The organism is Lactobacillus sp. WILCCON 0058, from assembly GCF_057198005.1.
This window is the reverse complement of sequence record NZ_JBUBHM010000001.1, coordinates 1,328,780-1,342,209: the sequence shown is the minus strand read 5'-3', so window position 1 is coordinate 1,342,209 and position 13,430 is coordinate 1,328,780. Positions and strand designations below refer to the sequence as shown.

Genomic DNA, 13,430 nt, shown 5'->3' with positions numbered 1-13,430 from the left:
AAATCTACAATTACAGTAATGACAGACAAATTTGCAATTAAGGAGTGCGAAAAAATGACTGAAAAAATTACTGATCCTTGGGACCTGCGCAAGGTCCTGCGGGAAATCGCCGACGATCCGGAAAATTATCATGAAACAAACGTAGCAATTGACCCGGACGCGGAAATTTCCGGCGTCTACCGCTACATTGGGGCTGGCGGTACTGTTGAACGGCCGACCAAGGAAGGCCCGGCCATGATGTTCAACAACTTGAAGGGCTTTGACAATACGAGAGTCTTGATCGGCCTCATGGCCTCAAGAAGACGGGTTGGCAAGATCCTCCACCATGACTGGCAGACCCTGGGCCGCTTCTTGAAAGACGCCGTTGAAAACCCGGTACACCCAATTACCGTACCCAAGGAAGAAGCCCCAGTCCAGGAAGTAGTCCACCTGGCAACTGACCCGGACTTTGACCTCAGAAAATTGGTACCAGCCCCAACTAACACTGAATATGATGCTGGCCCATACATCACCTGCGGCCTGGTCAAGGGGTCAATGCCAGACAAGTCCATGACTGACGTTACCATCCACCGGATTTGCATTGAAGGCAAGGATACGATGGGGATGTACATCATGCCTGGCGGCCGTCACATTGGCCACTTCCAAAAGGAATTCGAAAAATTGGGCAAGCCGATGCCAATTACCATCAATATTGGCTTGGACCCGGCCGTAACGATTGGGGCAACTTTTGAACCGCCAACAACCCCGCTGGGCTATGATGAACTCGATGTGGCAGGTGCTCTGCGCCAGGAACCGGTCCAGCTGGTCGATGGGGTGGCAGTTGACGAACAAGCCTTAGCCCGCGCCGAATACGTCATTGAAGCTGAAATCATGCCAAATGAGACCATCGTTGAAGACATCAACACTCATACCGGCCACGCCATGCCGGAATTCCCAGGCTACAACGGGGATGCCAACCCAGCCGTTAACCTGGTTAAGGTCAAGGCCGTAACTTGCCGCAGAGACAGACCAATCATGCAAAGCGTGATCGGGCCAAGTGAAGAACACGTATCAATGGCCGGGATTCCGACTGAAGCATCAATTTTGGAACTGGTCGACAAGGCCATCCCAGGCAAGGTGGTCAATGTCTACAACCCGCCAGCCGGTGGCGGCAAGCTGATGACCATCATGCAGATTCACAAGGAAAATGAGGCTGATGAAGGGATCCAGCGGCAGGCAGCCATCCTGGCCTTTTCCGCCTTTAAGGAACTGAAGACGGTCTGGCTGGTCGATGAAGACGTGGATATTTTTGACATGAATGACGTCGTTTGGACCATGAATACCCGCTTCCAAGGGGACATGGACATCATGGTCCTGTCAGGGATGCGGAACCACCCGCTTGACCCGTCAGAGCGGCCGGAATACGATCCTAAGTCCATTCGCTTCAGAGGGATGAGTTCAAAGACGGTGATCGACGGGACCGTGCCATTTGACATGAAGGACCAGTTTGAACGGGCCCACTTCAAGGAAGTGCCGGACTGGAAAAAGTACTTGGACTAAAGAAAGACTGAAGAGATGAAGAGAATCGTTATTGCCATGACTGGGGCCAGCGGGTCAATTTACGGGATCGACCTGTTGAAAAAGCTTAAAACCATGCCGGAAGTCGAGACCTGGCTGGTCATGAGCGACTGGGCCAGAAATAATATTGAAATTGAGACTGACTATACCGTAAAACAGGTAGAAGACCTGGCTGACCATCTGGCTGACAACGGCAACCTTGGCGCGGCGATCTCTTCAGGCTCTTTCCAAGTCGACGGGATGGTGGTAGCGCCGGCCAGCATGAAGACAGTAGCTGGGATTGCCTTTGGCTTTGACCAGGACTTGATCATGCGGGCCAGCGGAGTCATGATTAAGGAGCAGAGGAAGCTCATTCTGATGCCGCGGGAAACTCCCTTGTCAGCCATTCACTTGGAAAACTTCCTAAAATTGGCCAGACTGGGCGTCCAAATCATGCCTCCGATTCCCTCATTTTATGGCCGACCGGAAACGATCCAGGACCTGCTGGATCAGACCAACATGCGGGTCTTGGACAATCTGGGCATTGCCAGCAATTTTGCCAAAAGATGGGGGGAAGGGCAATGAATCAGAAGCAGATTTTTACCGTCAAAGAAGCCGGCTATGAAATCCAGGCAGAAGTGACCTTGGCTAATAAAGACCTCCTGGTCAACCTGCTAGGCGGGGACCTGCCGCATTTAGGCGGAGTCTTAACCTATGACGCGTCCAGCCAGGAAGTTGAGGAAGTCAAGCTTTTCAGCCATGATGGCCGCTACCACAAGGATATCCTCCTGGCTCAAGTCTTTTTTGAAAAAATCAAAGCCGACTTGCCCGGCAGCATTACAATCTCGGCCGGTGTCCATGTCGACGGGATCAGCCAAGAGCAGATCGCGGCGTCTATGGCAATGACGGAAGAGCTGGCAAGGCAATGTACTGCCTGGCTCAAGGAGCAGAAGGGCTTCAAAGAACCGGTCTACAGCAGCCACTTCAAGTAGAAAAAGTAAAAAAACAGAGATAAACAGAAAAAAGCCAGCAAGATCACAAGCAGATCTTGCTGGCTTTTCGCGTTTTTGTCTAGGGTTTGGTATGGCAATAATAATTAAAGAAGATTAGTCAAGGTCTTCCCCGTTGGATTCGATGACCTTCTTGTACCAGTAGTAGGAGTCCTTTGGGGTTCTGCTGAGGTCGCCAACGCCTTCGTCGTTCTTGTTGACGTAGATGAAGCCGTAGCGCTTGTCCATTTGGCCAGTCCCGGCAGAAACCAGGTCGATTGGCCCCCATGGCAGGTAGCCCATCAGGTCAACGCCGTCGATGGCCACAGCCTTTTCCATTTCGCTGATGTGCTTCTTGAGGTAGTCAACCCGGTATGGGTCGTGAATCTTGCCGTCTTCGACCTTGTCGTAGGCACCCAAGCCGTTTTCAACGATGAAGAGCGGCAGGTGGTAGCGGTCAGTCAAGTGGTTCAAGGAAAGGCGGAGGCCGACTGGGTCAATTTCCCAGCCCCAGTCGCTTCTTTTCAGAGTTGGGTTAACGGCCACAGCCTTTTCCAGGTCGCTCAGTTCATCGGCTGAGACCTTTTCGCTGGAGACAGTAGTTGATTGGTAGTAAGAGAAGGCGACGTAGTCAACAGTCCCTTCCTTAAGGACAACCCGGTCTTCGTCAGTGATGTCTGGCCGGTAGCCATGCTTTTCAATGTAGGCTTCAACTGCCTTCGGGTATTCGCCAAAGACTTGGACGTCAGAGAAGAAATCCCGGTGCTGCTCGAACTTGTCGGCCAAAAGGGCGTCTTCTGAGCTTGGAGTCAGTGGGCGGACTGGTGAGTAGTTGATCATCAAGCCGATCTTGAAGTCAGGGTTGATCTTGTGGCCGATCTTGACTGCCAGGGCGCTGGCCACAAATTCATAGTGAGCAGCTTGGTACATGGCAGCTTCTTTTTCTTCGTCGGTCATGCCGTCCTTAAAGAGGATGCCGGAGTTGGTTGCCATCAAGAAGTCGTTGTTGAAGGCACTCTGGTTGTCGATTTCGTTAAAGGTCATCCAGTACTTGACCTTGTCCTTGTAGCGCTTGAAGCAGACTTCAGCGAAGCGGACGAAGAAGTCGATGGTCTTGCGGTTGGTGAAGCCGCCGTAGTTCTTGGCCAGGTTGAATGGCATTTCAAAGTGGCTCAAAGTGATGACTGGTTCAATGCCGTACTTGTGCATTTCGTCAAACAGGTCATCGTAGAACTTCAAGCCTTCTTCGCTTGGTTCAGCGTCATCACCATTAGGGAAGATTCTAGTCCAGGCAATGGAGGTTCTGAAAGCCTTGAAGCCCATCCCGGCCAGGAGCTTGATGTCTTCTTTATAGTGATGGTAGAAATCGATGGCTGAGTGGTTCGGGTAGTTCTTCCCTGGCAAGACACCGTCAGTGATCTCCCGTGGCTTAGTAGCTGAACCGACCGTCATGACGTCAGCAACGGACACGCCCTTGCCGCCAACGTCCCAGGCACCTTCCAATTGGTGGGCGGCTACCGCGCCGCCCCATAAAAATCCTTCTGGCATTTTAGCAGAATACATTGAGCAAAACCTCCATTACTAATTTCACTTTTTCGCTATTTTCATTACTCGAGTGCTTACTTACAAGTTTTCATATCTTGGTAAGTAACCGCTTTCGACTCTGATTATAGATTGTATTCACGGTTATTGCAAGTTGCGAAAAGAAAAAATATTGCACTTTTTCTTCTTAGAGAAAGAAAACTGAAAGATGTGAAAGCAAGAAACTAAAGTTGAAAGCGTCATAACAGGCTTATTGCTTTGCCAAAAACTTACTTCTTAAGTCCAAAATAAGAGTCTTAAGTCGATAAAAACATGTTCTTTTATTTTTTCTAAAAAAATAAAATAGCGATTCAAGGCTGATATTACGCGGATTTTAGCCTGTTTTTACTCAGCAGGCAGAAGAAAAATGTAATGAAAGCCATTTACTTTCAGCTGAAAGCGGTATACACTGTAAGCGTAAACAAACAACACAAAAAAAGTCTAGGAGGAAATAATTATGGCTACTAAAACCATTATGTTGAACTGTGCGGCTGGTATGAGCACCAGCTTACTCGTTAAGAAGATGCAAGAAGCTGCCAAGGCTCAAGGCAAGGACTACGAAATCTTTGCCTGCCCGGCTTCTGAAGCCGACACCAAGCTGTCCACCATGGATATCAGCTGCGTATTGCTTGGGCCACAAGTTGGCTACATGAAGGGCGACTTTGAAAAGAAGCTTGAAGGTACTGGCATTCCAATGGGCGTTATCCCAATGCAAGACTACGGGATGATGAACGGCAAGAAAGTTTTGGAATTTGCTGACAGCTTGATGGCTGAATAGGATGATATAAATGCTTTTGGCAGAAGGGGAGAGCTGCTAAGGGCATGTGATGATGAGTAGAAGTAGAAATAAGGTAATTGAAAAATGGCTGAATTAAACGATACTTCAGAAACTTTAAAGCAAGCAGCAGAAAACCAGCAAAGCCGGGAAGAAGAAACTTTGATGGCTGCCATGGGCTTGATTGCCAACGGCGGTAACGCCAAGAGCTTGGCCTTTGAAGCAATCCGCCTGGCTAAGGTTGGCAAGATCAAGGAAGCAAGAGAGAAGCTGGAAGAAGCAGACAAGTCTCTGCTTGACGCCCACAACTCACAAACGGACATGTTGACTAAGGAAGCCCAAGGCCAGCACACCCACGTGACTCTTTTGGTTGTCCACTCACAAGACCATTTGATGAATGCCATCACCTTCCGTGACTTGGCGGGAGAAATGGTTGACTTGTACGAAAAGCTTTACGCAAGCGGTGCTCTGAAGACCGAAGCGTAAGCGCAAGGGAGGAGAGCAAGCATGTCTGCAAAAATCAAGAAGCAAAAGCAAAAAATGAAGCAAGACCAGACATATGTGGACAAACGGCATGATGACCGGGTGCGCTACGCGTACTTTGCCCGCTACATGATGGTTCGCTACTTCGTCATTGCTTTCTTTTTCGCCAATTTCTTCTGGCTGCTGGTTAGCTATTCAGCCAATACCCAGCCGGGGATGATTTTGTCGGCTGTAGCTACCGTTTGGTGCATGGTCAGCGTGATTGAGCAGCTGGGCAAGCTGCACAACAAGCAGGCAGATGTGCCAAAAACTCGGCACTACCTCATTTTCCAACTTGGCCTCAATTTGGTGATGAGCATATGCTTGTTTACTCCTTTGAAGAGTTTGATCTATCCTTTCGCAAGCAGTAAGAGTTCTGTTCAAGCCTTGCTCTGCATTTTGTTGATCGGGATGGCCGCTGCGGCAGCTGCCCTTGTCCGGATTCATAATATTTGTCTGGGGAGAGACAAATATTTGCCGCTGATCCGCAATGCGGAAAAGAGTCGGGCTTTGGATCAGGAGTAGGTCCTTATTGCAATTCAAAGAGGATTATCGAAAGTTAATGAAGAGAAAAAATAGGGGAGAATATCATGGCTGAAGCACAAAGCTCATTCAGAGATAAACTCGCGACTGGCATTGGGAAGTTTGCTGGTTCACGTTTTGTTAGATCAATTATCGATTCAGGTTATGCGGTAATTCCATTCACTATCGTCGGGGCGATTTTCTTGATCCTGACTGTTCTGCCGCAGGCCTTTCCAATTCCAGGATTTGCTGCCTTGTACGCAAATACGCTCGGCAAGTTCTCAAACATGTTCACGGTTGTTTACAACGCCAACATGGGTATCCTGTCACTGATCTTTGGTGGGCAGTTTACTTACTCATACGCTAAGATCTACCAACAAGAAGAAAAGATCAACATTGTGCCACTTAACGCCTTGTTCATGATGCTGATGGCAATGTTCATCACTGTGCCGCAAATGGTCTTCAAGAACGGTTCAATTCAATTCGTTCAATCACTGAAGGCTGACAACATCATCGGTGGTGGTATCCAAGTTTCAACTTCAGGTGTTACCAGAATTGGTACGACTGGTCTGTTCACGGCGATCGTGATCGGCTGGCTGACTGTACAGATCTACCGCTTTACGGTTAAGCACAACTGGCAAATCAAGATGCCAGATGTCGTTCCAGCTGGTGTTTCCAACTCATTCAGTTCATTGATTCCTGGCTTCTGCGTTGCATTTGTAGTTGCTACTATTAACTTGATCCTTGTTCTGATGGGCACTGACATCTTCAAGGTTATGTACGTGCCATTCTCATTTGTCGGCAACATTGCCGGTACTTGGTGGGGGTTCTTGATTATTGTCTTCTTCATCCACTTCCTGTGGTGGTTCGGTATCCACGGTGCCAACATCATGAATTCATTCTACACTCCAATCGCTTTGGCCAACCTTGCTGCCAACGTTAAGGGTGCTCACAACTTCTTTGCTGGTGACCCAATGAACGCCTTCATCATCCTCGGTGGTTCAGGTTCAACCCTGCTGATCGCTTGGTGGATGGCTGGCCGCGCCAAGTCAACCCAGCTGCGGGAAATCGGTAAGGTTGAAGCTGTTCCAGCATTGTTCAACATCAACGAACCATTCCTGTTCGGTTTGCCAGTAGTCTACAACGTTAACTTGTTTGTCCCATTCATCGGCGCGCCAATGGCTACTGCCATCGTTGCTTACATCTTCCACGCAATCGGTTTCATGCCTGACATCAAGGTGCAACAACCATGGCCAACTCCAATCGGCCTTGGTGGTTACCTGGCTACCTTGTCATGGAGAGGTGCTGTTGTAGCGATCGTCTGCGCGCTCGTAGCCTTCGTAATTTGGTATCCATTCATGAAGCGCTTTGACCTTAAGACTTACAAGAAGGAACAAGAAGAAGCTAAGCAAAACGCTAATGCTTAATTAGCAATAGATTAGCAAAAAGCTGCCTTAGGGCAGCTTTTTTCATTGCTTTATAATGCTACAAAAGTATAGAAAAAATCCTTCAAAAGCCTTCTATTTGTGCTACAATCTAGGAAACGTTTAAAGAAAACGAGGTAATTGAAATGGAAAACAAAATGTTGGTTGTAACGACGGAATCCATCCCTGGCCGCAAGTACGAAGTGATCGGTGAAGTGTTTGGCGTAACCACTCAGTCAAAGAACTTTGCCTCTGACTTTGGGGCTGGCCTTAAAAGCATGATCGGCGGGGAAATCAAGGCCTACACCAAGATGCTGACGACTTCAAGAGAAGTGGCCCTGGACCGGCTCAGAGAAGAAGCAAAGAATGTTGGTGCTGATGCCGTGGTCATGATGCGCTTTGACTCAAGTTCAATCGCTGGTGATATGCAGTCAGTCGTAGCTTACGGGACGGCTGTTAAGTTTGTAGATTAAGAAGTTTGACAGCAATAAAAATACTGGAATCAGTCGATTCCAGTATTTTTTATTTTGCGGTAATTATTACAGCAGCTAACCAGGTCAAATTCAAGATTGCCATGCTGCTTTTGCCTGCGATTTTCCTGGCCTTAAGCATGCTGATGTTTGCCAAAAAGGTGATTTTGTCAGATCAAAAGCATGCGGAAATCGTTGCTGAATTAGAGAAAACTTGGGGTAAGCAGTTTGAAAATGATGGTGCGGAAACTAAAACAGATTCAGCCAAAGATGTAAAGCAATATTTGACAACGCCAGTAGCAGGTGAATTATTACCACTTAAAGACAGCAGTGATCCAAACTTTGCCAGTGGCAAGATGGGCCGTTGCTTTGCTATCAAACCTAATGACGGCCGAGTTTACGCTCCGTTTGACGGGGAAGTTGCGGCCAGCTTCGCAACTCGGCACGCGATCAGTCTTAAGAGCGCTGATGGTTTGACGATCTTGATCCATATTGGGATTGACACGGCCAAGCTGAACGGCACTGGCTTTGTACAGTATGTTGTCCAAGGGCAAAAGGTCCAGAAAGGCCAAGAACTTATTGAATTCTGGGACCCAACCATCAAACAGCACGGCTTAGATGATACTGTGCTGGTCACCGTCTTAAACTCAAAAGACTTTGAAAAGCTGGCAGTTACTGAAGAATATGGCAAGACAGTCAAAGCCGGTGATCCGATCATGAAAATCAAATAAGTGGCAGCAAGAAGGAGAAAAAATGTCAGAACTGATTGAATATGATGCAAAAGAGCAGGTCTTTCACCTGCACAACCAATCTATTTCTTATCTATTTTCAGTTGTTAAGGGCGGCACATTAAGCCATCTGTACTTTGGTAAACGGGTTAAGGGCTACCATGGCGAGTTAACCTACCCGGCGGTGGATCGCGGCTTCTCCGGCAACCTCCCAGGGGATTTGGACCGGACATTTTCCCGGGATACCTTGCCGAAAGAATATAGTACTGCTGGTGAGATGGACTACCACTCACCGGCAACAGTTGTCCGTCAGTCTAATGGGTCTAATGCCCTGTTCTTACACTATACTGGTTATGAAATCGCGCAGGGCAAGCCCAAGCTTCAGGGACTTCCAGCAGCTTACGTCGAAAAGGAAGACGAGGCTGAAACTTTAACGATCAAACTTACCGATGACCTAACGGGACTGAAATACCATCTGCTTTATACTATTTATCGCGACCGGAATGTGATTGCCCACAGCGTTCAGGTATGCAATAAAGGCGAAGAGAATGTCTACCTGGAAAAAGTTGCTTCCATGCAGATAGATCTGGTTGGCCAGGATTTGGAAGTCATTACTTTGCCTGGCGCGCATGCTAATGAACGCCATCCACAAAGATGTGGCTTGGTGCAAGGCCGGCACGTGTTTGAATCACGCCGGGGCTCATCGGGCCATCAAATGAATCCCTTTGTGGCTTTGGTTGAGCCAAAGACTGATGAGTTTAGCGGTGAAGCCTGGGGACTTGCTCTGGTATATTCCGGCAACCATGAATTCGAATTGGAAAAAGAGTTACTAATTAGTAATAAGTAATATAGAACTATATCGAAAAACATAGCATAATGTTCTTGTGAAAGAAAACGAATCTATTTCAATAGAATTTAACTGTGTTGCACCTATGATTTTAATCAAAAGATGCAACAAATTTTTTGGCTCTTTTTCAAACGTATGTTTGGAAAAGAGCTGGGATACGTGCTAAAATATGCTTGTCGAAAAGAGGTGAAGACAAATGGCAACCAAAAGGACTCACGTATATCGTTTATATCCAGATGCTACTATGGCTCACGTCTTGGACCAGTGGTGTGACTATCGCCGTTATTGCTACAATAAGGCCCTAGAACTTTGGAATTCTACCTATTCGGAATATCGTATGCTGGTTAGTCCAGAGATTCTGGCGGAATTCAAGAAGCCAAAAGAAGAACGGCAATTTACTGAAGAGCAGGAGCTGTTTATTTCCAATTACTACCCAACCGCAGCACTGATTCAGAAAAAGCTTACGGCAAGCAAACAGTCATGGGAAAGGCAGATTTCTTCGCGTATCCTGCAGCAAGCATGTGCTGACTTGGGCAAATCGTTCAAGAAGTTTGCCAAAGATAAGGCACTCAAAGTAAAAAATGGTGCCGGGCACCCCGTTTTTCAATCTAAGAAAGCCAAACGTCAAGGCTTTAAGTTGAATCAAGGCGTGGTGCTCGCGAAGGAAGGCAACCACGGAAAGCTGACCTTGCCTGTCCCAGCACCTTATAAGGGTGAGTGGCATAGCATAAGATTTTCTGAAATCCCCAAAAATACCGAATTTGGGACGATAAGCTTTTACCGTGAACACGGCCATTACTACATGGCGGTTCCTTACAAGTATGAGACGCCACCATACATTCACAAGCATACGGGTAAGAAGACAGGAATTGACGTCAATGTCAGCCATTTCAATGATGCAGAAGGAGAACACTATTTTCTGCACAAAGGAAACAATGGCGCCGTCAAGCTGGCAAGAGTCTATGAGAACATCAAGCACCAGCAGCGGATTCTGGCAAGAAAGCTGGAAGAAAATGGCCAGATTGCCGGGAAGCGCTCAAAAAGCTATCAAAAAGCGAGAATCAAGCTTCAGAAGCTTTACGAGCGTGCTCACCGCATGCAGGATGACGCGATGCACAAGTACACGACTCACCTTGTCAGAGAATATGATGCAATCTGCATTGAGGATCTGGACGTCAAGGGCATGCTTATGAGCCATGTCGCTTCAAAAGGCGTGCACCGTGCGCTGTTTGGACGCTTTCGCAGCTATCTCGAATACAAGTGCAAGTCTGCCGGGGTCAAATTGGTGATTGCCAATCGCTTTTATCCAAGCACCCAGCGCTGTGCAGCGTGCGGCAACGTCAAGAAGGACGATGAGAAGATTACTCTTTCTGGCAATAAGAAGCATGGCACCAAGCACAATGAATATGTGTGCTACAACAAAAAATGCCCGAACTACAATAAGGTTGTAGATCGGGACATGAATGCAATGATGAATCTTACTTTTTTGATTGATCATCCAAGATACAATAAAGCATTGTAAAGAATTGAAGGATCCACAAGGATCCATGCGGGCAGGCTAATGGCCGGAATGCCATCTGTTACTTGAGCAGTTGCGTAAGCGGCTGTTTCGGTGCAGATGGCTCACCGGACGGGAAGCCGATAAGTTGTTTTGGCAGCAATCGGTTTCTACGACCGCGCATGCAATTCCTCAAATGGAAGAACATGCGAGAAGCGAGTTCAGAACTCGTGAGACAGTTCGGTTGCTCATCTTCGGATAAAGGCATTGTCTGCGGCTTCAGCCGTACAGGTGATGTGAGCATATCGAGTGCAGAGATCGCCCACGCTGTCAATGCGAAAGCTTGGCAGTGAACGCTCGTGAGAGAAATGGAAGCCGGCAGAGTCCTATGTTATGTGCTGGGTATGTTCCAGCCAGGCTTGTCGGTGCTGGAAGTAGAGATATCGATGATGTGATAGTCGCAAAGCTGAATATCTTGACCATAATGTGAACCAGCCGGTATCAAGCGCACATTCTTCCACATTTCTTATAGCACTTTTCATCAAAGATTTACCACTTTAAGGCAATTGTGGATTAATTGCATTATTGCCATGAACTTCTCTAAAACAAATAAGTTAGGTACAGCGAAAAAGCAGTTTCCTTCGGGAAGCTGCTTTTTGTCTGCATAAAGATATATCAATAAAATAGACAGCAAATTATCATAGAAAACAGAAGATCCGGTTGTCAAAAGGCTTTTTTAGGATAATAATGGTTCATATAGAATAAAAGACTTATGGATATTGGATGTGTTGATGAGAATGAAAAAGAGATGGTGGATTAAGCTGCTGGTGGTGCTATTTGTGTTCTTCACCAGCGCGGTGGTCATTGGTATTAATGTCTACAGGACCGGGCAAAACCTTGCCCAGCGCTACCAGGCACGGACAGAGCTGAACGCTCAGCTGGCCAGCGACTATTTTAAAAAGGAGCTGGAAGAGGGGCAAAACGTTACTGAAAACATTGAATCAGGTACTGTCGGCAATGAAGGCAATACGGCTGTCTTTACCAGAACAGCCAAGTATATGCTGAAGAGATATGACGGTATCTATTCTTTGCAGCTGATCCACAAAGGGCAGAGCCAACGGGTTTACCAGGACAAGGCCAGTGAAAGAGGGAAATCCAGCCTCCTGGCTGATCCCCAGGTCAAGGCGGCTTTCAGCTATTGCCGGCAAAAGAAGATCAATGGCATTGTTGGCCCAATCAAGACTGGGGAGGGCCGGGATTCGCTTGCGGTTTGCCAGCCGGTTTTCATCAAGGGCAAGTTCTGGGGTTATTCAGTTGCCTTGATTAAGAAAAAAGATCTGTTTGAACCAACCTTTAAGAAGTTGGACAAACTGGGCTATTATCACTGCTTGTCTAAAACACATATAGTGAATGACAGCTATTATGTCTTAGACTCAAACATGAAAACTGTAGGCCCACGTTCAGCAGTTTCTTTCCGCTTGGGGGGATGCACGTGGAAGCTGGAGGCAGTCAGAAAAGATGCTGGGCAGATGCCGCGGGAAATCAAATCCAGCCTCCTGACAGGCATTTTGACGGTGGTGATCAACACCGCTTTGGCGGCTATCCTGGTCAATTATTTTGAAAGAGGCCGGAAACTGGCCAAAATAGTTGACACTGACTATTTGACTGGTTTGATGAGCCGGCAGGCCTTTGACCGGGAAGTCGGCAAGTACTTTGCGAACAATACAGGTAAGCCGGCAATCGGCGCCTTGATCGACATCGATGACTTCAAGTACATCAACGACCTCTATGGCCATGAGGCAGGCGACGCGGCTCTTAAGTCCTTTGCCCGGGTTTTAGATGAGAATTTCGACCAGCTGGGCCTGGTTGGCAGAAATGGCGGTGATGAGTTCGCGGTCCTTTTGGAGCAGACGACGCTGACAGAAGGGCGGATGATTTTCAATAAGCTTTTTAAGCAAAAACTGACCTTCAACTACCAAGGAAAAGATTATCCTTACTCGATTTCCTTGGGCTTTGCCGCTTATCCTGACCAAAGCCAATCTAGAGAAGAGCTGATGTACAAGGCTGATGTGGCTCTGTACGCCGTCAAGATGACCGGAAAAGGCGCGATGGCTGGCTATCACCCAGATATGATGAAAGAAGGGCGGGCGCAATTGGGCTTCAACCTGCGGGATCTGGCGGTTAACCTGCCAGGCGCCTTCTTTATCTACCGGGAAGACGACGGGCGGATCCTTTTTGCCAATAATGAGCTCCTCAGGATCATGGAGTGCTCCAGCAGGGAAGAGTTTATCGAATATGTAGGCCAGAAGGTTAAGGGCTTGATTGCTCCAGAGGACTATGACCAAGCTGTTAAGACCTGCAAGGAGCAAGTAGGAGACGGCGATGAAGGTTTGGCTAAGCTTGACTACCATGTCATCACCAAAGAGAGCCATAAGCGGATCTACATGCATGCCGTGGCCCACATGGTCAAAAATGACTACTTTGGCAAGATTTATTACGTCATTATCGGCCCGCGGCCAGTGCAAAAATAGAAAAATA

12 protein-coding genes and 1 pseudogene are annotated in these 13,430 nt (G+C 47.6%); 12 read left to right on the top strand and 1 reads right to left on the bottom strand.

The genetic code is table 11. The features are described from left to right. Nucleotides 1-54 precede the first annotated feature (54 nt). From ACYVUU_RS06260 to lpdD, 3 genes are read left to right on the top strand one after another with little or no spacing between them, the layout of a single operon-like run. Nucleotides 55-1,539 carry a UbiD family decarboxylase gene (locus ACYVUU_RS06260; RefSeq protein WP_484500348.1) on the top strand — a complete coding sequence of 495 codons (1,485 nt, stop codon included), beginning with the start codon at nucleotides 55-57 and terminating at the stop codon, nucleotides 1,537-1,539. A gap of 15 nt (nucleotides 1,540-1,554) precedes the next feature. Then, nucleotides 1,555-2,121, top strand: a complete 567-nt coding sequence (locus ACYVUU_RS06255) for a UbiX family flavin prenyltransferase (RefSeq protein ID WP_484500346.1) — start codon at nucleotides 1,555-1,557, stop codon at nucleotides 2,119-2,121. Beyond that, nucleotides 2,118-2,528 (top strand): prenylated flavin chaperone LpdD, encoded by a 411-nt coding sequence (lpdD, locus tag ACYVUU_RS06250; RefSeq protein WP_484500345.1) that lies wholly within the window; start codon nucleotides 2,118-2,120, stop codon nucleotides 2,526-2,528. The genes ACYVUU_RS06255 and lpdD overlap by 4 nt, the downstream gene beginning before the upstream one ends. Before the next feature lie 114 nt (nucleotides 2,529-2,642). Here the strand turns inward: lpdD and ACYVUU_RS06245 are convergent, their stop codons facing one another. After that, on the bottom strand, nucleotides 2,643-4,088 hold the full coding sequence (locus ACYVUU_RS06245) for a 6-phospho-beta-glucosidase (RefSeq protein WP_484500344.1): 1,446 nt from the start codon (nucleotides 4,086-4,088) through the stop codon (nucleotides 2,643-2,645). Between the two features lie 475 nt (nucleotides 4,089-4,563). Here ACYVUU_RS06245 and ACYVUU_RS06240 point away from each other — a divergent pair, with 475 nt between their 5' ends. The 9 genes and pseudogenes from ACYVUU_RS06240 to ACYVUU_RS06200 all read left to right on the top strand — a co-directional run bounded on the left by ACYVUU_RS06240 (nucleotide 4,564) and on the right by ACYVUU_RS06200 (nucleotide 13,423). Then, nucleotides 4,564-4,884 carry a PTS sugar transporter subunit IIB gene (locus ACYVUU_RS06240; protein ID WP_439775666.1) on the top strand — a complete coding sequence of 107 codons (321 nt, stop codon included), beginning with the start codon at nucleotides 4,564-4,566 and terminating at the stop codon, nucleotides 4,882-4,884. Between the two features lie 162 nt (nucleotides 4,885-5,046). Next, complete coding sequence (locus ACYVUU_RS06235) at nucleotides 5,047-5,367, top strand: PTS lactose/cellobiose transporter subunit IIA (RefSeq protein WP_439775672.1); 321 nt, start codon at nucleotides 5,047-5,049, stop codon at nucleotides 5,365-5,367. A gap of 21 nt (nucleotides 5,368-5,388) precedes the next feature. Continuing rightward, entirely contained in the window at nucleotides 5,389-5,928 is a 540-nt protein-coding gene (locus ACYVUU_RS06230; protein ID WP_484500343.1) for a hypothetical protein, read from the top strand. Nucleotides 5,929-5,993: 65 nt separating this feature from the next. Then, a complete protein-coding gene (gene celB, locus ACYVUU_RS06225) occupies nucleotides 5,994-7,352 on the top strand; it encodes a PTS cellobiose transporter subunit IIC (protein WP_439775668.1) in 1,359 nt (452 codons plus the stop codon). A gap of 143 nt (nucleotides 7,353-7,495) precedes the next feature. Next, a complete protein-coding gene (locus ACYVUU_RS06220) occupies nucleotides 7,496-7,822 on the top strand; it encodes a heavy metal-binding domain-containing protein (protein WP_439775669.1) in 327 nt (108 codons plus the stop codon). A 5-nt stretch (nucleotides 7,823-7,827) separates the two neighbouring features. Then, entirely contained in the window at nucleotides 7,828-8,550 is a 723-nt protein-coding gene (locus ACYVUU_RS06215; protein WP_484500341.1) for a PTS sugar transporter subunit IIA, read from the top strand. A gap of 22 nt (nucleotides 8,551-8,572) precedes the next feature. Next, nucleotides 8,573-9,373: pseudogene (locus ACYVUU_RS06210) on the top strand (glycoside hydrolase family 36 N-terminal domain-containing protein); the annotation flags it as partial. A 217-nt stretch (nucleotides 9,374-9,590) separates the two neighbouring features. Then, on the top strand, nucleotides 9,591-10,916 hold the full coding sequence (locus ACYVUU_RS06205) for an RNA-guided endonuclease InsQ/TnpB family protein (RefSeq protein WP_484499781.1): 1,326 nt from the start codon (nucleotides 9,591-9,593) through the stop codon (nucleotides 10,914-10,916). Nucleotides 10,917-11,683: 767 nt separating this feature from the next. Beyond that, nucleotides 11,684-13,423, top strand: coding sequence for a sensor domain-containing diguanylate cyclase (locus tag ACYVUU_RS06200; protein ID WP_484500340.1), 1,740 nt, complete (start codon nucleotides 11,684-11,686; stop codon nucleotides 13,421-13,423). Nucleotides 13,424-13,430: the final 7 nt, after the last annotated feature.

Coding starts and splice junctions, on each gene's coding strand:
- ACYVUU_RS06260 (WP_484500348.1), top strand. CDS start 55: ATGACTGAAAAAATTACTGATCCTTGGGACCTGCGCAAGGTCCTGCGG.
- ACYVUU_RS06255 (WP_484500346.1), top strand. CDS start 1,555: ATGAAGAGAATCGTTATTGCCATGACTGGGGCCAGCGGGTCAATTTAC.
- lpdD (WP_484500345.1), top strand. CDS start 2,118: ATGAATCAGAAGCAGATTTTTACCGTCAAAGAAGCCGGCTATGAAATC.
- ACYVUU_RS06245 (WP_484500344.1), bottom strand. CDS start 4,088: ATGTATTCTGCTAAAATGCCAGAAGGATTTTTATGGGGCGGCGCGGTA.
- ACYVUU_RS06240 (WP_439775666.1), top strand. CDS start 4,564: ATGGCTACTAAAACCATTATGTTGAACTGTGCGGCTGGTATGAGCACC.
- ACYVUU_RS06235 (WP_439775672.1), top strand. CDS start 5,047: ATGGCTGCCATGGGCTTGATTGCCAACGGCGGTAACGCCAAGAGCTTG.
- ACYVUU_RS06230 (WP_484500343.1), top strand. CDS start 5,389: ATGTCTGCAAAAATCAAGAAGCAAAAGCAAAAAATGAAGCAAGACCAG.
- celB (WP_439775668.1), top strand. CDS start 5,994: ATGGCTGAAGCACAAAGCTCATTCAGAGATAAACTCGCGACTGGCATT.
- ACYVUU_RS06220 (WP_439775669.1), top strand. CDS start 7,496: ATGGAAAACAAAATGTTGGTTGTAACGACGGAATCCATCCCTGGCCGC.
- ACYVUU_RS06205 (WP_484499781.1), top strand. CDS start 9,591: ATGGCAACCAAAAGGACTCACGTATATCGTTTATATCCAGATGCTACT.
- ACYVUU_RS06200 (WP_484500340.1), top strand. CDS start 11,684: ATGAGAATGAAAAAGAGATGGTGGATTAAGCTGCTGGTGGTGCTATTT.